We start from the raw sequence: 19,699 nt of genomic DNA on the forward strand, positions 1-19,699 counted from the left end.
CCGCTCGCCGCGGTCAGCTCGTGACGTGGCCCGACTTCAGCTTCACCTGGTCGAGGTTGACGCCGCACTGGTCGCCCTGCTCACAGGAGATCTTGATCGTGTTGGAGCCCTTGTCGAGGCTGAGCCACGAGTAGGTGGTCGTCCAGCCCTTGTCCGCCGCGCCCGCGGGGGCATTCGCGAAGTTCTTCATGCTGATCGAGCGCCGGTCCTGGTCGTTGACGAACAGCGACATCTTCGCGTCCTTGCCGGGCACGCCGTAGTTCACGAAGAGCGTGTAGTCGCCCTTCTTCGGCACGCTGACCGTCCACGTCGCCGACGCCCCCACGCTCGGCATCGACACGTAGACGCCGCCCTTGGCCTGCGCCCCCGGCACGTCGGTCGACGCCGCGGCCGGCGCCCCGAGCTGCAGCGTCGAGGCGTCCTGCTCGGGCAGCGGCGCGTCGGCGCTCGGGCTCGTGGACGGCGAGGTGGAAGGCTGCTGCGAGGTGCCGGCGCTCGGCGAGCTGCCCGAGCCGCCGGCCTGGTTCTTGGGGTCCCCGTCGCCGCTGGTCGACAGCGCGACGGTGATGCCGATCACGACGGCGGCGACCACGGCGACCGCGGCGATCAGCAGGCCCCGGGTGTTCGGGCCCCGGCCGCCGCCCCTGCGCTGCTGCCCGGGCGGCGGGTCCTGGCGTACCGGACCGCCCGGCTGGGTCTCGGGGGCCGCGTAGTGCGGGTTGGGCGAGCCGTAGCCGCCCTGCTGCCCGTACGGCTGCTGGGGCTGGCCGTACTGGGCCTGCGGGGGCTGGCCGTACTGGCCCTGCGGCGGCACCTGCTGCTGCCCGTACTGGCGCTCGCCGACGGTCCTGACCTGGTTGTACGACGTCCTGGGCACACCGGGCTGCGCGGTCGGGCCCGGGTAGCCGTAGCCGCCCTGCCGCCGCTGCTGCTGGGCACCGCCCGACTGCTGACCGTCGGCGTACAGATAGCCGAAGGGGTCGTCGTCCTCGGGCGTGCTCGCGCCGTCGTTCCCGGCCGTCATCCCTGGATCACTCCTCTACCATCTCGTCAGCGTCGCCGACCGGGCGAGCCTACCTCGTAAGGCTGAGCGCCAGGACTTTCCTCGGGCCGCGGGTCAGCCGGCCCTGCGGTGCACCCTGCTCCTGGACCGCTTCTCGATGTACATGCGCTGGTCCGCCGACTTCAGGACGTCCTCGACCGACATCCCGCAGCTCGCCCAGCTGATGCCGAAGCTGGCGCCGACCCGCACCGCGCGTCCGTCCACCCTGATCGGCGGGAGGATCGCGTTCCGCAGCCGGGTCGCGAGGTCGGATGCGTCTCCCGGGCCGAGGCCGTCGGCGAGCACCACGAACTCGTCCCCGCCGAGGCGCGCGACCGTGTCGCCGTCCCGCACGCCCGTGGTCAGCCGCCTGGCGACCTCGATCAGCACGGCGTCGCCGGTGTTGTGGCCGAACCTGTCGTTGATCGACTTGAAGCCGTCCAGGTCGCAGAAGAGGACCGCGAGCCCCTTCGCGCCCTCCGCGCCCTCGCCGGGGGCGACCACATGGACGTGGTGGTCGTAGGCGCTGCCGCCGGGCGTGAACCCGCCGAAGCCGCCGCCGCGCTCACCGGTGCGCTCCTCGTAGGCGTCCTGGCCCGATCCGTACCCGTCGGAGCCGTCGTACCCGTCGGAGCCGTCGTTTCCGTCATACCCGTCGTACGCGGTCCCGTCGTGGGCGTTTGCGCCGTACAGGGTCGCGTCGTACGCCGTCCCCTCGTACGGGGTACCGCCGAACGCCGCGTCGAGCTGCTCGACCGCCGTCGCCGCACGCGAGGCGCCGGGCCGCGCGCACAGGCGCGCGCTGAGCCTGGCCCGCAGCTCGGCGCTGTTGGGCAGGCCGGTCAGCGAGTCGTGCGAGGCGCGGTGCGCGAGCTGCAGCTCGCGGCTCTTGCGCTCCTCGATGTCCTCGACGTGCGTGAGCAGGAAGCGCGGGCCGTCGGCCGTGTCGGCGACGACGGAGTTGCGCAGCGACACCCAGACGTAGCTGCCGTCGCGGCGGGTGAGCCGCAGCTCGGCGCGGCCGCCCTCGGCCGAGGTGCGCAGCAGCGTGCCGATGTCCTCGGGATGCACGAGGTCGGCGAACGAGTACCGGCGCATCGCGGACGCGGGCCTGCCGAGCAGCCGGCACAGCGCGTCGTTCGTCCGCAGCAGCCTGCCGCGCTGGTCGCCGCCCATCTCGGCGACGGCCATGCCGCTCGGCGCGTACTCGAAGGCCTGGCGGAACGACTCCTCGCTGGCACGCAGGGCCTGCTGCTCGCGTTCGAGGCGTACGAGGGCGCGCTGCATGTTGGCGCGCAGCCGGGCGTTGCTGATGGCGAAGGCCGCCTGTGACGCGTACATCTGGAGGGCCTCACGGCCCCAGGTGCCCGGCTTGCGCCCGCCGCGCGGGCGGTCGACGGAGATGACGCCGAGCAGTTCGCTGCAGCCGCCGCCCGTTGACGCGTACATGGGTGCGTAGAGGCGGTCCTGCGGATGCCACTCGTCCTCGAACTGGGGCTCGGGTCCCTCGGTGTACCACTGGGGCACGTCGTCGTCGAGGAGTATCCAGCCCTCGGTGTGGGGTATGAACCGCAGGTCGCCCCACCGCTCGCCCATGTTGATGCGGCGCTCCCAGGAGGAGCGGGAGCCCACGCGGCCGGCGATCAGCGCCTCGGCCGCCGCGGATCCCGCGAAGGCGGCGACGACGAGGTCGCCGTCGGCCTGGACGACGTTGACGCAGGCGAGCTCGTAGCCGAGTCCCGTGACCACGCCGTCGGCGACGGTCTGCAGGGTGTCCGCCAGGCTGCGGGCAGTGTTGAGCTCAGCGACGACCTGGTGCAGGTGCCGCATGGTCGCAAGGCGGACATAGGGCTCCGACTCGGTCTCCATCGCTCGCTCTCCCTGAGACCTCGACAGCAACTCCAGATTTCTGATCGGCTCTCGCGTTGCGCTGTTCCCGCCACTGAATCACAGCGAGCTGTACCGCCGGTACACAGGGTCAACGATTAATGAGCTCTGTGAGTCAAGTCACACCAAATGATGAACGATCGGGACGAGCCACGGAGAGCGCTCCATGCAGTTTTTGAACACGGTTCAGCCGACTGTCCGCTTCGTGCGGGCCGTGGGACGGGACCGGGCCGTGCGTCCCGGCCGGTCCTAGGACCCGGCTGGTCCCCTGGCCCGATGCGGTGACCGCGCCGCTCCGGTTAGCGTCCCCGACGTGCACCAGACGACACCTGCCTCCGCATCCCCCCTGCCCGGCCACCGGGGCGACGTCCCCCATGCTGAGGGGGTGAGCAACGACGAGTTCCGCGGCGTCATGTCCCGGCTTGCCGCGGGCGTGGTGCTGGTGACGGCACGCGAGGCGCCCCTCACCGAGGACGGGCCGCAGGGCGAGGACGCGGGGATGACGGCGACGGCCTTCCTCTCCGTGTCGCTCGACCCGCCGCTGGTGCTGGTGAGCGTGCGCACCGGCTCCCGCATGGACGACCTGCTGGACGAGCAGCCGCTCTGGGGGGCGTCGCTGCTGACCGAGAGCCAGCGCCACATCGCCGGGCGGTTCGCCATGAAGGGGCGGCTGAGCGACCGGCTGCTGTTCGAGGACGTCCCCTACCGCAGGGGCGAGCTGACGGACGCGCCCCTGGTGCGCGGCGCGCTCGCCACGATGGAGTGCAGGACGGAGCAGCGGGTGCCGGCCGGGGACCACACGCTGGTGATCGGCAGGGTGCTTGCGGTGGAGCTGCCGCCGGCCGAAGGCGGCCCGCTGGCTTACTTCAAGGGGCGTTACCGCAGGCTGGAGTGAGCCGGGCCCGGTTCACCCGCCGCGGTTCACCCGCCGCGGGTCAGCCGCCGCGGGTCAGCCGCCGCGGGTCGGCCGCCGCAGGTCAGCCGTCGCGGTTCACCAGTCGCGGTCGCGGCCCGAGCGGCCGCGCTTCGTCTCGCCGCGCCGCTTCTTCTCCCGCAGGCGCCGCTCGTTGATCCCCCGGGGCACCTTCGACGCCCTGCGCGGCCTCGGCGGCGGCGCGGTCGCCTCCGCGAGCAGCGACGCCAGCCTGACCGCGGCCGTCTCCCGGTTGCGCCACTGCGAGCGGTGCTCGGAGGCCCTTACGGCGACGACCCCGTCGACCAGGCGGCCCGCGAGGCGTTCGATAGCGCGCTCCTGCCACACCGGCGGCAGCGCCTTGGTGCGCGCGAGGTCGAAACGCAGCTCGACCTGCGAGTCGGTCGTGTTGACGTGCTGCCCGCCGGGGCCGGAGGAACGGGAGAAACGCCACATGAGCTCGGCCTCGGGCAGGGAGACCGAGCCTCGGATGACGTAGGGCGGCCCGGGCATGGTCCCCATGGTCGCGCGGCACGCGCCCGCGCGTCACCTTCTTTTGACGCCTGAGTCCTGAAGCCGCGCCCAGTCCGGAGTCCAGGTGCCGGGGGCGCCGTGGCCGCCGGGGCCGCCGTGGCCGTACCGTCCCGTGCACAGGTGGTCGAGGAGCGCGGCGAGCGCCGGGTGCGCGTTGTCGGGGTGCCACACCAGCGAGTGCGGGTAGCAGGGCGAAGGCTCCCGCAGGGCGATGCGCCGCAGGCCGCCGCCGTCGGGCCAGGACAGGATCGTCCGCTCGCCGACGAGGGTGGCGAGCGACCGGGACGGGGCGAGGGTGTCGAGCAGGGGCTCGGCACCGAAGTCGGACCCCGTGACCTCGATGGTGAGTCCGAACGCGGCGGCGAGTGCGTCGTAGTACGCGGCCCACTCGGTGCCCGGCGCGATGCCGGGCATCCAGATCCGGCGCCCCGCGAGCTCGGCGGGCGCGACCGCGCCGGCGTCGGCGAGTGCGTGGAACGGGCCGGTGAGGAGCTGGATCGGCTCGTCGTACGCCCTGGCCGCGGCGAGGTCGTCGGGGAGCCGCCCGCCGGGCGCGCCCACGGCCCGGATGGACGCGTCGAGCGTGCCCGACCTGATGGCGTCGAAGGCCGCGCCGGCGTCGAAGAGGGTGACGACGTCGAGCTCGACCTCGGGGTGCGCGCGGCGGAAGTCGCGCAGCAGGCCGGCCGGGGCGAGCCGCCGCCCGATCACGTCGACGCGCAGGGCGCGCCGGCCCGGGCGTACCGAGGCGATGGCGCGCGCCTCCGACCGCAGGAGGTCGCGCGCGTGCGGCAGGAGCGCCTGTCCGTCCACGGTCGGCTCGGCGCCTCGCGCGGTGCGGGTGAGCAGCCGCACGCCGAGGTCCTTCTCCAGCGCGGCCATGCGCTTGGACACGGCCTGCTGCGTGATCGCCAGCTCCGCGGCCGCGTCCCGGAACCGCCCGGTCCGCGCGATGGCCACGAAGGTGCGCACGGCGTCGAGGTCCACCCGGCGAGAGTACGTGCACAACCGGAGGTTGTGGCGTACCGGCGAGCCGGTTGTTTGCTCCGGCCGTCCTCCACTCGCTTTGATGCCGGGGGCCAGTGGGGGTCGGGTACGGATCGGCGAGGGGCGGCGCGGCGCGGCATGATGGGCAGACGGGCGCTCGGCAGGCGGTTCGGGTGGTTGTGGGCGTCGTACGCGGTCAGCGCGTACGGCACGGGGCTCGGTTTCGGGGCCTTTCCGCTGATCGCGATCCTCGTGCTGCACTCGGGTCCGACGCAGGTGGCCGCGCTGTCGGCCGCCGGCCGTGCGGTGGGCGCTGTGGTCGCGGTGCCGTTCGGCCCGTGGGTGGAGTTCCGCCGCAAGCGGCCGGTCATGGTGGCGATGGATCTGGTCCGCTTCGCGGCGCTGGCGTCGGTCCCGGCCGCGTTCGCGCTGGGGCTGCTCACCTTCGCCCAGCTCCTTCTCGTCTCCGTCGTCGCCGCCGCGGCCAACATCGCGTTCAAGGCGGCCAGCGGCGCTTACCTGAAGTCGCTGGTGGCGCCGGCCGACCTGCTCGTCGCGAACGGCCGCTTCGAGTCCACGACCTGGACGGCGACGGTGGTCGGCCCTCCGCTCGGCGGGGCCGCGATCGGGCTGTTCGGGCCGGTGGCGACCGTGCTGGCCGACGCGGTCAGCCATCTGCTCTCGGCGCTGGGAATCCGCGCGGTCGGCGGCCGCGAGCCGCGACCCGCACGACCCGCACGGGCCGGTGCGGCGCGGCTGCGAGCGGGCGACCTGCTCGAAGGGTGGCGCCACATCCTCGCCCACCGCACGCTGCGCCCGCTGTTCCTCAACTCGATCGTGGTCAACGGCCTGATCATGGCCTCGGAGCCGCTGCTCGCCGTGCTCCTGCTCGGCCGCCTGGGGTTCGCGCCCTGGCAGTACGGTCTCGTGTTCGCGGCCCCCTGCGTCGGCGGCCTCGTCGGCTCGCGCCTCGCGAGCCGGCTCGTGACGCGGTTCGGGCAGCGCGAGGTGCTGCTCGTCAGCGGTGCGCTGCGTGCGTGCTGGCCGGTGGGGCTCGCGTTCGTGCAGCCCGGCGTCCCCGGAATGGTGCTCGTCATCGCCGTCCAGCTCGGTCTTGTCACGTGCTGCGGCGTCTTCAACCCCGTGCTGGCCACCTACCGGCTCGACCGCACCGACCCCGGCCGGGTCTCGCGCACCCTGTCGGCCTGGTCCGTCAGCAGCAGCGCCGCCATCGCGGCCATGACCGCCGCGTGGGGGCTGCTCGCGGCCGTCGCCGGCGCCCGCACCGCGATCGCGGCGGCCGGCGTCATCCTCCTCGCCACGCCGCTGCTGCTCCCGTGCCGCGTGAAGGGCCGTCACGGCGAGACCAGTGGGAACGGGGGCGGGGCCGGGACGCGGGACAGGGACGGGGACGCGAGCCCGGCGGCGCGGGAGGCCTCTGACAGGCCGTGAGAACCATGGATGGAACCCGCCGCGGCCCTGGTGGCGTTGTAGGGGGTGGCGGTAGCTTTCCGTACCGCCACCAGTGCACACGACGAAAGGGACAATTCCCATGGCTGTAAGCCTGTCCAAGGGCGGCAACGTCTCGCTCACGAAGGAGGCCCCCGGCCTCACCGCCGTCACGGTCGGCCTCGGCTGGGACGTCCGCACCACGACCGGCAAGGACTTCGACCTCGACGCCTCGGCGATCGCGGTGAAGCCCGACGGCAAGGTCCTCTCCGACGGCCACTTCGTCTTCTTCAACAACAAGTCCGCCCCGGACCAGTCCATCGTGCACACCGGCGACAACCTCACCGGCCAGGGCGAGGGCGACGACGAGCAGATCAACGTCAACCTCGCGGCCCTGCCCGCCGAGTGCGACAAGGTCGTCTTCCCCGTCTCCATCTACGACGCGGACAACCGCCAGCAGAACTTCGGCCAGGTGCGCAACGCCTACATCCGCGTCGTCAACCAGGCAGGCGGCACCGAGATCGCCCGCTACGACCTGAGCGAGGACGCCGCGACCGAGACCGCCATGGTCTTCGGCGAGCTGTACCGCAACGGCGCCGAGTGGAAGTTCCGCGCCGTCGGCCAGGGCTACGCCTCCGGACTCGTCGGCATCGCGACCGACTTCGGCGTCAACCTCTGAACGGTCCGGCGACGGGCCGACGGGGCCCGGCGACGGCTCGGCATGTGCGTGGGGGTCCGGCTGCGACCGGGCCCCTCGCGTCGGCCGCGTATGCGGCCTGGCACGGTATGCGGCCCGGCACGGTATGCGGCCCGGCACGGTAAGCGGCCCGGCACGGTATGCGGCCCGGCACGGTAAGCGGCCCGGCACGGCCTACGGCTCCGGCTTGCCCTGCCCGTACAGCCACGGCCGCCACACCTCAGCCGCAAGCCGCTTGCCGGCCTGGCCCGCCTGCTGCTCCGCGTACGCCGTGAAGTCCGCCGTCGTCGCGTTCCCGTAGCGGTGCGCGCGCGGCCAGCCGCGCAGGATCCGGAAGAACGCGGCGTCGCCGACCACCTCGCGCAGCCGCTGCAGGACCATCGCGCCGCGCCCGTACACCGGGGGCCGCGAGATGTCGGCGGCCGTGGGCGGATCGGCGGGCGGGAACGCCCAGTTCGCGTCGGACGCGTACGCGTCGGCGAAGCTGCGCGCGAGCGGCACGCGGTCCTTGCCGGCGCGGCTGTCGAGCCACAGCCACGTCCCGTACGTGGCGAAGCCCTCGTTCAGCCACATGTCACGCCAGCTCGCCGGGGTCACGCAGTCGCCGTACCACTGGTGGGCCATCTCGTGCACGAGCGTGGCCGTGCCCTCGGGGCCCGGCAGGAACGGGCGGTTCTGCGTCTCCAGGGCGTACCCCGAGTCGCCGGTGCGGCCGATGATCACACCGGTTGACGAGAACGGGTAGGGCCCGAACGTCTTCTCCTCCCACGCCACGATCCCCGGCAGGGCGTCGAGCAGCCGCTTGCCGCCCGCACCGGCCTGCGGATCGGTCGCGGTGAAGGCGGTGAGTGCGCGACCGCCGCCGCCGGCGCGCGCGAGGCGCGTGCGGTGCGTCGCGTACGGGCCGATCACCAGCGTCGCCAGATAGCTCGCCATCGGATGCGCCGTGTGCCAGGTGTAGGTGGTGCGCCCCTCGTGGCGGCGCGTCGCGCGCAGTTCGCCGTTGGACAGCGCCGTGAGCCCCTCGGGCACGCTGACGCTGATGTCGTACGTGGCCTTGTCGCCCGGGCGGTCGTCGGACGGGAACCACGCCATGGCGCCGGTCGGTTCGCCGAGCGCGGCGACGCGGCGTCCGCCGTCGGACGCGAGCCACCCCTCCTGCGAGCCGTCGGGGTCGGTGATCCGGCGCGGCACGCCCGCGTAGTGCACGACGGCGTGGAAGGACCGGCCGGGTGCCGGGGCGTGGCGCGGGCGCAGCGTCAGCTTCGTGGCGGACCGGGTGACGGCGGCGGGGTCGCCGTCCACGGACGCCGACGAGACGTTCATTCCGTCGAGGTCGAGGGAGAGCGAGCCGAGTCTCCTGTTCGCGCGTGCCGTGATCTCGGCGGTGCCGGTGAGCCGGCCGGTGGCCGGCGCGTACGAGAGGGTGAGGGCGTAGTGGGTGGCGTCGTAGTCCCGGCTGCCGATGGGGAAGTACGGGTCGCCCGCGCCGGGGAGGCGGCCGACGCCGCTCGACCCGGAGCATGCCACCAGGACGAGGGCGACGGCAAGGGGCGCGGCGGCGGCGCGGGTGAGGGGCGCACGCCCCCGGCGTATTCGGGTGGCCACGCGCTGATCGTAAGCAGGACCAGGCGCCTTCGCAGTGGCTGCGGCCGCACGGGATGTGCGGGCCGTGCGGCCCGCACGCCCAGCCGCACGCGGGCATCGCCCGATCGGCGCAACGGCGTGGCCGGGCGGCATGGCACGATCGGCGAGTGCTCGACATCGGCTACTCGCTCTCCCGCCGCTTCCCCGACCCGCCGCAGACGGACTACCGCACGGCGGACTCGCGCGCGCTGCGCCACGACCTGTTCTGCGGGGATGTGTACCTCGCCGACACCGCGGCCGACCGGGAGCTGTCCACAGCCTGGGGATGGGTGCCCGTGCTCGACTTCGCGTGGGCGCTGTGCGACATCGTGGAGCGGCTCGACCGCGACCCACGCGGCAGCCGCGCCTCCCGCCCGCAGCACGCGGAACTCGACTTCACCGAGTCGAGCGACCGCATGCTCTTCACGCGGCGCTTCGGCTGGGTGGACGTGGAGGCCGACTGGACAGCGGGCGACGAACCGCCGCTCACGTTCAACCACGGCCTGCTGCGGCGCGAGGCACGGGACTTCCTGCACGACCTGATCGCCGACCTCACCGACATGCACGAGGGCCTGGCGGGCAACGTGCTGGTGTGGGACCTGCAAGCGCGGTTCCCCCGCACGTAGCGGCCGCTCGGCCGCCGGGTCGTGGGCCCGCGCCTGCGGCGCCCGGCCCGCGCGATCGCGGGGTTCCGCGAGGCGGCGTCTGCTTGGATCGGCGTATGAGCGAAGAAGCCACGCGGAACATCGGGATCCTGCTGTTCCCGGACGTCGAGGAGCTGGACGCCATAGGCCCGTGGGAGGTACTCGCGTTCTGGACGCGTACCTTCCCGGGTGACGGGTGGCGCGTGTTCTGCCTCTCCGCCGACGGTGCCCCCGTGACGTGCTCGAAGGGGCTCACCGTCCAGGCGCACCACTCGATGGCCGACACACCGCCGCTGGACGTGCTGCTCCATCCCGGCGGCATGGGGACGCGCCCGCTGCTCCGCGACGAGCGGCACGTGGAGTGGGTGCGCTCGCAGCGGCGCGCGGTCCCGCTGATGACGAGCGTGTGCACGGGGTCGCTCGTCTACGCGGCTGCCGGGCTGCTGGCCGGGCGGCCCGCCACCACGCACTGGGGCTCGCTCGAACTGCTCGCGGAGCTCGACCCGACGATCGACGTGCGCGCCGACGATCGGTTCGTCGACGACGGCGACGTCGTCACCTCGGCCGGCGTCTCGGCCGGCATCGACATGGCTCTGCACCTCGTCGCGCGGCTGGCCTCCACCGAGCGGGCGCGCGAGGTGCGGCGCGGCATCCAGTACGACCCGCGGCCGCCGGTCTGAGACGCCCGGCAGGCGCGGGACGGGCGCGGGACAGGCGCGGGGACAAGACGCCCGATTTACGGGCGATTACCGGCCGAGTGGGGAGCGTCCCAGGCCGGGTGTGCGTCGACGCCCTGCGGTCTCCGGCCCGCCCGGACGTACCGCACGCGGCGTAAACCAGCCACCCGGCGGGGATCCACCGGCGGGTTTCTGTGATACGAGGAAGGGGGCGAGAAACGCAGGTCGAGCGCTCCCCCGCTCCGCCCGCGCACCGCCCCGGGCGGCCGCTCCCGCACCTGAAACGGGAGCGGCCGCCGCCTGCGGGGTGCCGCACCGCGGCTCGAGGCCGGCCCCGGCGTCTCTGTCACCACGTCCTTCGACCAATCCCGCCCGACCGTGGCGACGAAGAACCATTGACGTTCTGCGGACGAAGCCGCGTGCGAAAGACCCCATCCGGAGGAGAGCCGCGTGAAAGAGGCCGTTCATATCGGCGGGCCCGTGCCCGTGGGGCCGGATCTGGAGGAGTTGCTCGGCCACGTGGCCCGCGGCGACCAGGATGCCTTCTCACGCGTCTACGACATGGTGTGCGGGCCCGTTCTCGGGCTGGTGCGCTCGGTGCTGCGCGACCCGGCGCAGTCCGAGGAGGTCACCCAGGAGGTGCTGCTCGAGGTCTGGCGCACGGCGGCCAGGTTCCGGCACGACAAGGGCAGCGGCATGACGTGGGTGCTGACCCTCGCGCACCGGCGTGCCGTGGACCGCGTGAGGTCCGTGCAGGCCGCGAGCGACCGCGAGGAGAAGGCCGCGCTGCTTGCACGCACGCCGTCCTTCGACGAGGTCACCGAGCAGGTGGAGGCAAGGCTCGAACGCGAGCAGGTGCGGCGCTGCCTGCGCACCCTCACGGAACTCCAGCGGCAGTCCGTAACGCTCGCGTACTACCAGGGACTGCTCTACCGGGAGGTCGCCGAGCTGCTCTCGGTGCCGCTCGGCACCGTCAAGACGCGACTGCGTGACGGCCTGATCCGACTGCGTGACTGCCTGGGGGTGTCGGTATGACCACCGCTGATCTGCACACCCTGACCGGTGCCTACGCGCTGCACGCGCTGGGCCCCGAGGAGCGTGCCGAGTTCGAGCGCCATCTCCTCGCCTGCCCGGCCTGCGCGCAGGAGGTCGCCGAGCTGTCGGCCACCGCCACGCGGCTCGGCCTCGCCGTGTCCCTCGTCCCGCCCGACCACCTCAAGCAGCGGGTGCTCCAGCGCGTCGCGACCGAGCGCCAGCTGCCGCCCGAGGTGGCGACGTCGGCGCGGCCGGGCGCGGGCGGCCGGCGCCGGCGCGCGTTGACGCGGTGGGCGCTCGCGGCGTGCGTCGCGGGGGCGGCTGCACTCGGCGGCGTGGCCGTCTGGCAGCACCAGGAGGCCCAGGACGCCCGCGCCCAGGCGCAGAGCGCCATACGGGACTCGCGCGACCTGGCAGCAGTGCTGTCCGCGCCTGACGCACAGACCACGGCGGGCAGGCTCAGCGACGGCGCGACCGGCACGGTCGTCGTCTCCCGCTCGCAGGACAGAGCGGCGTTCATCGCGTCAGGGCTGCCGAAGCCGCCCAGCGGCAAGACGTACCAGCTCTGGTACGACGACGCGGGCACGATGCGCTCCGCCGGGCTGCTCAACCCGTCGGCCGCCTCGCAGGCGGTGCTGCTGACGGGCCACGTCGGGCAGGCGTCCGCCATGGGCATCACAGTGGAACCGGCGGGGGGCTCCCCCGCGCCGACGACGACTCCGCTCGCCCTGATGAAGTTCCCGGCGTAGCCGGGCCGTCCCACCTAGGAACCGGTCCAGGAGATCGCGAAGTACTTCAGGCGTTCGTCCTCACCCGCGGGACGCATGCCGGCTGCCGTCATGACGTGGTGGGACGGGGTGTTGTCGTGGTCGGCGTCGCCCTTCACGGACGTGACGCCGTGCTCCCGCGCGAACCGCAGCAGTTCACGCAGGGCTTCGGAGGCGTAGCCCCTGCCCCGCGCCGACGGGACGAGGCCGTAGCCGATGGTGACGCCGCCGTTCCCGTCCGGGGGCCCGTGGAAGCCGAGGCCGCCGATCGCCCGGCCGTCCTCGCTGCGGCGGATCTCGTAGTTGCCGAACGGCCGCGGATCGCCGGTGGCGGCGCAGGCCTCCAGGAAGCGCCTGGCGGCGATCACATCGCCAGGGGTGGGATAGCCGGGCGCCCATAGGTCGCCGCCGTCCACCTCGCCCGACACGACGCGCCCGGCCTCGCCGGCGGTCATCGGATGCAGTATGAGCCGCGCTGTCACAAGTGGGTCCACACCGGCGAGGAGTATCACGCGGGAGAACCGCACCGCACGCGAATTGCGGTGCGGTGCGGCGCGATTCGCCTGCGGTTTCTCAGTTCTTCGGCGGCATCAGAACACTGTCGATGATGTACACGGTCGCGTTCGCGGTCGGCACGTTGCCGCAGACGATGTTCGCCGTCTTGTTCACCTTGAACGACTGGCCGGAGCCCGACGTCATGACCTTCTGCTTCTCCAGGGTGGTGAAGGAGCCGTTGGACAGCTGCGACGGCGTGACCTTCTGGCCCACCACGTGGTAGGTGAGGATCTTCGTCAGCATCGCCTTGTTGCTGAGGACCTTGTCCAGCTGCGCCTTCGGGATCTTCGCGAACGCCTCGTTGGTGGGCGCGAAGACCGTGATGTTCTTCGCGTTGTTCAGCGTGTCGACGAGTCCGGCCTTCTTCACGGCCGTCACCAGCGTGGACAGGTCGGGGTTGTTCGACGCGGCGGTGGCCACAGGGTCCTTCGCCATGCCGTTGAAGCTGCCCGCGCCGGACTTCGGGACGGACGAACAGGCGGGGCCGAACGGCTGGTCCATCGCCGTGCTGGACGCGGACGTGGAGGGCATGGCGGCGGACGACGAGGAAGCCGCGGAGGCGCCGGAACCGCTGCTGTTGCTCTTGCCGCTGTCGCTCGAGCACGCGGTGAGGACCACAGGCAGCGTGATGGCGGTGGCGGCGAGGGCGGCGGTGCGCTGGAATCGCTTGGCGAGCATGGCACTTCTCCTTCTGGACGGCGCACCTCTTCGTGCGCCGAGGGGGGTTGGGGTTGGGCGTGACGTCGTTGTTTCGTGGAGCGGGCGGCCGGTTCAGGGCACGGAGACCACCACCGAGTGGCGGCCGGTCGCGCCGTTCGGCACGGTGCCGACGCGCTTGTCCGTCTGCGTGTAGCCGGTGCGGTCGGTGGCACGGACCTCAAGCGTGTGTCTGCCGGACGTGGCCTGCCACGGCCACACCCACTGCCGCCACGTGTCGCTGGTGTCCTGCGCGCCGAGCTTCGCCTCGTGCCAGGGGCCGCCGTCGACCCGCACCTCGACCTTGGCGATGCCCTTGTGCTGGGCCCATGCGACGCCCGCGACCGGCACCGTGCCCGCCTCGGGGCTCGCGAACGGGCGTGGGGTGTCGATGCGCGACTCGGTCTTGATGGGTGCCTTGCGCGACCAGGTCCGCTTCACCCAGTACGCGTCGAAGTCGTCGAACGTGGTCAGTTCGAGGTCGGTGAGCCACTTGCAGGCGGACACATAGCCGTACAGGCCGGGCACCACCATCCGCACCGGAAAGCCGTGTGCGAACGGCAGCGGCTCGCCGTTCATCCCGAGGGCGAGCAGCGCGTCCCTGCCGTCCATGACCGTCTCCACGGGGGAGCCGATCGTCATGCCGTCCACCGACCTGGCCACGAGCTGGTCGGCCGGGCCGCCGTGCGACGGCGGCTTCACGCCGGCCTCGCTCAGCACATCGGCGAGACGGACACCGATCCAGCGCGCGTTGCCGACGTACGGGCCGCCCACCTCGTTCGACACGCAGGTGAGGGTGATGTCGCGCTCCACGAGTTCGCGCCGCAGCAGGTCCTGGAACGTCAACGTCACCGGCCTGCTCACCCCCTTGCCGTGCAGCCGCAGCCGCCACGACGTGGCGTCCACATGAGGCACGGACAGGGCGGTGTCCACCCGGTAGAAGTCCTTGTTGGAGGTGAAGAACGAGCTCAGGCCCTCCACGTCGGGGTGCACGCCGCTCGGCACGGGCCGTGCCGGCGAGGCGGGGCGTGGCAGCGTGATGTCCGCTCGGCTCGCCGCCTGCTGGGCCGCCTTGTCGGCGTTGAGGTAGCGGCCGAGGGCGCCCGCCCCGGCGGACGCCGCCACGGCGGCGGTTGCCGCGACGACGAACCCGCGCCGGTCGAACGTCCCACCGGTGGCACCGCCACCGCCACCGCTCGGTCCACCGCCCGATATGCGCTCGCCCGCGTCAGGGCCGGGAGCCGCGCCGGCGGCGGCCGGGGCAGGTTCCGCCGCGGACCCGGGCGCGTGTGCTGACGCAGGGGCGGGTCGGCCGGTGGCGGCGCCGTACGGCTCGCGTGCCCGGCCTGCCAGCCAGTACAGCAGCGCGAAGGCCACCACTCCGCCGACGGCCGACGGCAGCACGTCGGTCGGTTGCGCGTCGGGGCGGGACGCGGCGGCCGCGACGCCCACGGCGCCGAACGCGAGCGCGGCGGTCGCGCCGATCCGCCGGTGCCGCGTCGCGATCACCCCGATGGCGATGGCGAACAGCCCCAGGACCACCACGATCCCCAGCTGCAGCACCGCCTTGTCGTTGGTGCCGAAGTGGCGTACCGCGAAGTCCTTGAGCCCGGGAGGCGTGCGGTCCACCGCGGCGCCGCCCACCACCGTGACCGGGCTCGCCCCGGGGCGGACCGCGGCCGACACCAGCTCGGCGGCGGCCAGGGCCCCGAAGCCGGCGATCAGGCCGCTCGCCGCACCCAGCAGGACGCGCAGCGCCCGGCCCCGGCCGCGTCCTGGCCCGTCCTTCGGTGTGGTGGCATCCGCTTCTCGACTCACACCGCCCATTCGGCGCGGAGCGCGTAGCGGATTGGTCCCTCTCGCATCGTTCACCCGGTGGTGTGAACCACGCGGTATCCCGATGACGGGGCGCGGGTGCACCAGTCCTTCCCGGCTCCTGCTCCGAAGTACCCGCGTGAGGGGTGGTGCCGGACCACCTGGCAGGGAAGGAGCACGATGAGTGGAGCGGCGCGGAGCGCGGCCGTCGTGGGCAGCGGGGTGGCGGGGCTGACGGCCGCCTACATCCTGAGCAAGGGCGGTCGCGAGGTGACGCTCTACGAGGCGGACGACCGCCTCGGCGGCCACGCTCACACGCACGACCTCCCAGGCGCCGACGGCCGCGTCCACCACGTCGACTCCGGCTTCATCGTGCACAACGCACGCACATACCCCTTCCTGCTGCGGCTCTTCGAGGAACTGGGCGTCAGGACCCAGGAGTCCGAGATGTCCATGTCCGTGCGGTGCGAGGGATGCGGCATCGAGTACGCGGGCGCCCGGGGCCCGCGCGGCGTGTTCGCGCAGCGCCGCAACGCGTTCAACCCGTCCTATCTGCGGATGGTGGTGGAGATACCCCGCTTCCACCGCGCGGCCCGTCGGCTGCTGGCCGTGGAGTCGCCTGGGCGTACCGGGGAGTCCACACTCGGCGCCTTCCTCGCCGAGCACGGTTTCTCGCCGTACTTCACCGCTCACTTCATGACCCCTCTCGTCTCGGCTGTCTGGTCCTGCGACGCGCGGACCGCGCTGCGCTACCCCGCTCGGTACCTGTTCCGCTTCCTCGACCACCACGGCCTGCTCTCCGTCGGCGGCTCGCCCACCTGGCGCACCGTGACCGGCGGGTCGCGCTCGTACGTGGAGCGGATAGGCAAGCAGCTCAGCGCCGTGCGCACCTCCACTCCGGTGCGCTCCGTGAACAGAGAGGGGGACGGTGTCACCGTCGGGGCGGACGACGGCCGCCCCGTGCGGTACGACGCCGTGGTGATCGCCGTCCACCCCGAACAGGCACTCGGGCTGCTCGCCGACCCGACGGACGAGGAAAGCGCCGTGCTCGGGGCCTTCCCGTACTCCCGCAACCCGGCCCAGCTCCACACCGACACGGGTCTGCTGCCGCGCTCGCCCGGCGCTGCCGCCTCTTGGAACATGCTCCTGCCCGGCTGCGACGCGGGCGCCTCGGCCGTGAGGATCAGTTACGACATGAACCGGCTCCAGCGCCTCGACACCCCCGAGCGGTATGTCGTGACGCTCAACGGGACCGACCGGGTCGACCCCGGCCAGGTCCTCGCACGCATGGACTACGAGCATCCCGTCTACACGCCCGAGTCGGTGACCGCCCAGCGGCGGCTGCCCGGCCTGAACACCGGTGTCACCGCCTACGCGGGGGCGTACCACGGCTGGGGCTTCCACGAGGACGGCTGCCGATCCGGCGTGACGGCCGCCGCGGCACTGGGGGTGGACTGGTGACGCCGCCGACCGCTCCCGTCCCCCCGGCGCTGTATCCGTGCACCGTCGCGCATGTACGGGTCACGCCCCGCAGGTACGCCTTCCACCTGCGCACCTACCTGTGGCTCATCGATCCCGACCGGCCACCGCAACTGCCGTGGTGGCTGCGCCCACTGGCGGGATTCGACGCGCGGGACCACTTCGGCGGCAGCAGGCCCACTCTGCGGGAGGGGCTCGACGCCTTCCTCGCGGCCAACGGCATCGATCTGGCAGGCGGCAAGGTCGCCATGCTCGCCCACGCCCGAGTGTTCGGCCATGTGTTCAACCCGCTGACCCTGTACTGGTGCCACTATCCGGACGGCTCGATGGCCTGTGTGGTGGCCGAGGTCCACAACACGTACGGCGAGCGCCACTGCTACCTGCTGGGCACCGACAAGTCCGGCCGCGTCACTGCCTCCAAGGACTTCTACGTCTCGCCGTTCTTCCCCGTGGACGGCGACTACACGATGCTGCTGCCGGAGCCGGCCGGCCGGCTCTCCCTGACCGTGCATCTCGACAGGGCGGGCGGCCGCGCCTTCACCGCCACGGTGCGGGGCGAGCGCCGCCCGGCCACCCGCCGCGCACTCGTGGGCGTGGCCGTCCGCCATCCGTGGTCCGCGGCTGCCGTCTCCGTGGGCATCCGGGTACACGGCATCGCGCTCCGGGTGCTGCGCGGCCTGCCCGTGCAGCCCCGTCCCCGACACCCGCACCAGGAAGGCGTGGAGTAAGCCGTGACCCTCTCCCCGTACCCGCACCACAACCCGTCCGCCGGCCGCTCCCCCGTAGCGGCGCACGCCGCGCCAGTCGACGCTCGCCGGTGGCCCGACGTGGCCCGGCTGCCTAGGTCGTCCCGGTTGCGGACGGCCGTCGCCGAACGGATCGTGCGCCACTCCCTGGGCGGTCTCCCTCTCTATGTGCGCCTCGGCGGGCACGAGGCGGGGCCGGACACGATCGGGCGCGGCGGGCCGCGGATGAACATCCACGATCCGGCGGCCTTCTTCCGCAGGGTCGGCGTCGGCGGGCTGATCGGCTTCGGCGAGTCGTACATGGCCGGCGAGTGGGACGCGCCCGATCTCGTCGCCGTACTGACCGTGCTCGCCACGCACGCGGACCGGTTGATCCCGCAGCCGCTGCAGCGGCTGCGAAAGGCGTTCGTGCGCAAGCAGCCCGTCCGTCAGCGCAACACTCCCGAGGGGTCGCGCGACAACATCCACCGTCACTACGACCTGTCGAACGACCTGTTCGCGCTGTTCCTCGACGAGACCATGACCTACTCGTCGGCCGTTTTCCGCGCACTGCCCTCCGACATGTCGCTGCTGGCCGACGCTCAGCGCCGCAAGATCGACCTGCTGCTGGACGCGGCCGGCGTGGGGCCGGGCACCCGGCTGCTCGAGGTCGGCACGGGCTGGGGTGAACTCGCCGTGCGGGCGGCGGCACGCGGGGCGCGCGTGCACAGCGTCACGCTCTCGGCGGAGCAGCGGGACCTGGCGCGTGAGCGTGTACGGGCCGCGGGCCATGCCGACGCCGTGACAATCGAGTTGTGCGACTACCGGCGCGTCGAGGGCACGTACGACGCTGTGGTGAGCGTGGAGATGATCGAGGCAGTGGGCGTGGAGTTCTGGCCCGAGTACTTCCGGACCCTGGATCGGCTGGTCGTGCCGGGCGGGCGGGTCGTGCTGCAGGCCATCACCATGACGCACGACCGGGTGCTCGCGACGAAGGACACCCACACCTGGATCCAGAAGTACATCTTCCCTGGCGGGATGATCCCTTCGCTCGACGCCGTGGAGAGCATCACCCGTGGCCGGACGGACCTGCGGAGCGTTCGCGTGGTCGGCTACGGCGCCCATTACGCCGAGACCCTTCGGCTGTGGCGTGAGATGTTCACCGAACAGGTGGATGCGGTTGACGCGTTGGGTTTCGACGAGACGTTCCGACGCATGTGGACCTTCTATCTGGCGTATTCGGAAGCGGGTTTCCGCTCGGGTTACCTGGATGTGCGGCAGATCGCGCTGGCGAGGACCGGGGGCGGCGCGAGGTGAGCGGCTTCCCCTGGGGCGGGTTCGGGGCGGGGGTCGGTGTCTCGGCAGGCGGTGTGCTCGCCGTCATGCTCGTGACGTTCGCCTTGGGCGCGTCACGCGGCAGGCACCGCTATGTGGATGTCGCATGGGGAACCGCCTTCTCGGTGGGGGTTGTCGTGTCCCTTGCAGTGGTGGCGTCGGAGAGCGACGGCAATCGCATCCGGCAGTCCCTCGCCGTCGCGCTGACCGTCGTCTGGGGGATGAGGCTGGCCGTGCACATGGCGCACCGCGGTTGGGGCGGGGGCGAGGATCCTCGCTACGAGAAGATGCTGGCGAAGAGCTCGGGCAGCCCGCATCTGCACGCGTTGTGGAAGGTCTATCTGTTGCAGGCGGCGCTGGTGGTACTGGTGTCGCTTCCCGTGCAGGCGGCCCTCTGTCTGCCCGCCGGCCCGGACGCACCGATGTACGCAGGCTGCGCTCTGTGGCTGATCGGGGTGTTCTTCGAGGCGGTCGGCGACCACCAACTCGCGGCCTTCAAGGCGGATCCCGCGAACAAGGGCCGCATCATGGACCGCGGCCTGTGGAGCTGGACCCGCCACCCCAACTACTTCGGCGACTTCTGCGTGTGGTGGGGACTGTTCCTGTTCGCATGCGGCAGCTGGCAGACGGCTGCGGCGACCGTGGTGAGCCCCGTCGTGATGTCACTGCTGCTCACGCGCGGCAGTGGAAAACGTCTGCTGGAACAGCACATGGCCGACCGCCCGGGTTTCGCGGCCTACGCCGCCCGCACCAGCGGCTTCTTTCCCCTGCCGCCCAAGAGGCATGCGGCGTAAGGCTGCTCCCGGGGCGGGCCCCCTGCCCAGGCTCCGGGTCCG

Annotated in this window: 19 protein-coding genes; 11 read left to right on the forward strand and 8 right to left on the reverse strand. The window is 72.6% G+C overall.

Features of this window, described 5'->3' with window-relative positions; genetic code table 11:
- Positions 1–13 precede the first annotated feature (13 nt).
- Positions 14–1,024 carry a carbohydrate-binding protein gene (locus IH48_RS0102170; RefSeq protein WP_030898289.1) on the reverse strand — a complete coding sequence of 337 codons (1,011 nt, stop codon included), beginning with the start codon at positions 1,022–1,024 and terminating at the stop codon, positions 14–16.
- A 93-nt stretch (positions 1,025–1,117) separates the two neighbouring features.
- Positions 1,118–2,911, reverse strand: a complete 1,794-nt coding sequence (cdgB, locus tag IH48_RS0102175) for a diguanylate cyclase CdgB (protein ID WP_030898293.1) — start codon at positions 2,909–2,911, stop codon at positions 1,118–1,120.
- A 430-nt stretch (positions 2,912–3,341) separates the two neighbouring features.
- Here cdgB and IH48_RS0102180 point away from each other — a divergent pair, with 430 nt between their 5' ends.
- Entirely contained in the window at positions 3,342–3,824 is a 483-nt protein-coding gene (locus tag IH48_RS0102180; RefSeq protein ID WP_107059225.1) for a flavin reductase family protein, read from the forward strand.
- Between the two features lie 96 nt (positions 3,825–3,920).
- Here the strand turns inward: IH48_RS0102180 and arfB are convergent, their stop codons facing one another.
- Together arfB and IH48_RS0102190 are read right to left on the reverse strand one after the other, a co-directional pair.
- Entirely contained in the window at positions 3,921–4,355 is a 435-nt protein-coding gene (arfB, locus tag IH48_RS0102185; protein ID WP_030898298.1) for an alternative ribosome rescue aminoacyl-tRNA hydrolase ArfB, read from the reverse strand.
- Positions 4,356–4,388: 33 nt separating this feature from the next.
- Positions 4,389–5,363: a LysR family transcriptional regulator gene (locus IH48_RS0102190; RefSeq protein ID WP_030898300.1), complete on the reverse strand. Its 975-nt coding sequence runs from the start codon at positions 5,361–5,363 to the stop codon at positions 4,389–4,391.
- A gap of 138 nt (positions 5,364–5,501) precedes the next feature.
- Here IH48_RS0102190 and IH48_RS0102195 point away from each other — a divergent pair, with 138 nt between their 5' ends.
- Positions 5,502–6,815, forward strand: coding sequence for an MFS transporter (locus IH48_RS0102195; RefSeq protein WP_078849403.1), 1,314 nt, complete (start codon positions 5,502–5,504; stop codon positions 6,813–6,815).
- 100 nt (positions 6,816–6,915) lie between these two features.
- Positions 6,916–7,491: a TerD family protein gene (locus IH48_RS0102200; protein ID WP_030898306.1), complete on the forward strand. Its 576-nt coding sequence runs from the start codon at positions 6,916–6,918 to the stop codon at positions 7,489–7,491.
- 192 nt (positions 7,492–7,683) lie between these two features.
- On the opposite strand, the gene IH48_RS0102205 is transcribed toward IH48_RS0102200, so the two are convergent.
- On the reverse strand, positions 7,684–9,249 hold the full coding sequence (locus IH48_RS0102205) for a M1 family metallopeptidase (protein WP_078849404.1): 1,566 nt from the start codon (positions 9,247–9,249) through the stop codon (positions 7,684–7,686).
- A gap of 14 nt (positions 9,250–9,263) precedes the next feature.
- Between IH48_RS0102205 and IH48_RS0102210 the strand changes: the two genes are divergently transcribed.
- The 4 genes from IH48_RS0102210 (at position 9,264) to IH48_RS0102225 (ending at position 12,240) form a co-directional block, all read left to right on the forward strand.
- Positions 9,264–9,761: a hypothetical protein gene (locus IH48_RS0102210; RefSeq protein ID WP_030898312.1), complete on the forward strand. Its 498-nt coding sequence runs from the start codon at positions 9,264–9,266 to the stop codon at positions 9,759–9,761.
- A 95-nt stretch (positions 9,762–9,856) separates the two neighbouring features.
- Positions 9,857–10,459, forward strand: a complete 603-nt coding sequence (locus IH48_RS0102215; RefSeq protein WP_030898314.1) for a DJ-1/PfpI family protein — start codon at positions 9,857–9,859, stop codon at positions 10,457–10,459.
- A gap of 447 nt (positions 10,460–10,906) precedes the next feature.
- The gene (locus tag IH48_RS0102220) at positions 10,907–11,491 is read left to right on the forward strand and encodes a sigma-70 family RNA polymerase sigma factor (protein WP_030898317.1); all 585 of its coding nucleotides are present in this window, start codon (positions 10,907–10,909) and stop codon (positions 11,489–11,491) included.
- Positions 11,488–12,240, forward strand: a complete 753-nt coding sequence (locus tag IH48_RS0102225; RefSeq protein ID WP_030898321.1) for an anti-sigma factor — start codon at positions 11,488–11,490, stop codon at positions 12,238–12,240. The genes IH48_RS0102220 and IH48_RS0102225 overlap by 4 nt, the downstream gene beginning before the upstream one ends.
- A gap of 14 nt (positions 12,241–12,254) precedes the next feature.
- On the opposite strand, the gene IH48_RS0102230 is transcribed toward IH48_RS0102225, so the two are convergent.
- The 3 genes from IH48_RS0102230 to IH48_RS0102240 all read right to left on the reverse strand — a co-directional run bounded on the left by IH48_RS0102230 (position 12,255) and on the right by IH48_RS0102240 (position 15,336).
- Positions 12,255–12,752, reverse strand: a complete 498-nt coding sequence (locus tag IH48_RS0102230; RefSeq protein WP_107059226.1) for a GNAT family N-acetyltransferase — start codon at positions 12,750–12,752, stop codon at positions 12,255–12,257.
- Positions 12,753–12,831: 79 nt separating this feature from the next.
- Entirely contained in the window at positions 12,832–13,491 is a 660-nt protein-coding gene (locus IH48_RS0102235) for a fasciclin domain-containing protein (protein ID WP_030898326.1), read from the reverse strand.
- Between the two features lie 93 nt (positions 13,492–13,584).
- A complete protein-coding gene (locus IH48_RS0102240) occupies positions 13,585–15,336 on the reverse strand; it encodes a molybdopterin-dependent oxidoreductase (protein WP_078849405.1) in 1,752 nt (583 codons plus the stop codon).
- 168 nt (positions 15,337–15,504) lie between these two features.
- On the opposite strand from IH48_RS0102240, the gene IH48_RS0102245 reads away from it, so the two are divergent.
- From IH48_RS0102245 to IH48_RS0102260, 4 genes are read left to right on the forward strand one after another with little or no spacing between them, the layout of a single operon-like run.
- Entirely contained in the window at positions 15,505–16,785 is a 1,281-nt protein-coding gene (locus tag IH48_RS0102245) for an NAD(P)/FAD-dependent oxidoreductase (RefSeq protein WP_030898331.1), read from the forward strand.
- Positions 16,779–17,531 carry a DUF1365 domain-containing protein gene (locus tag IH48_RS0102250; RefSeq protein ID WP_420705440.1) on the forward strand — a complete coding sequence of 251 codons (753 nt, stop codon included), beginning with the start codon at positions 16,779–16,781 and terminating at the stop codon, positions 17,529–17,531. The genes IH48_RS0102245 and IH48_RS0102250 overlap by 7 nt, the downstream gene beginning before the upstream one ends.
- Positions 17,532–17,534: 3 nt before the next feature.
- A complete protein-coding gene (locus IH48_RS0102255) occupies positions 17,535–18,845 on the forward strand; it encodes an SAM-dependent methyltransferase (protein WP_051838979.1) in 1,311 nt (436 codons plus the stop codon).
- Positions 18,842–19,657, forward strand: coding sequence for a DUF1295 domain-containing protein (locus IH48_RS0102260; RefSeq protein ID WP_030898345.1), 816 nt, complete (start codon positions 18,842–18,844; stop codon positions 19,655–19,657). Before IH48_RS0102255 ends, IH48_RS0102260 begins: the two co-directional genes overlap by 4 nt.
- The last annotated feature ends 42 nt before the right edge of the window (positions 19,658–19,699 follow it).

The sequence above is a fragment of the Streptomyces sp. NRRL F-5126 genome, from assembly GCF_000721265.1.
GTDB lineage: Bacteria > Actinomycetota > Actinomycetes > Streptomycetales > Streptomycetaceae > Streptomyces.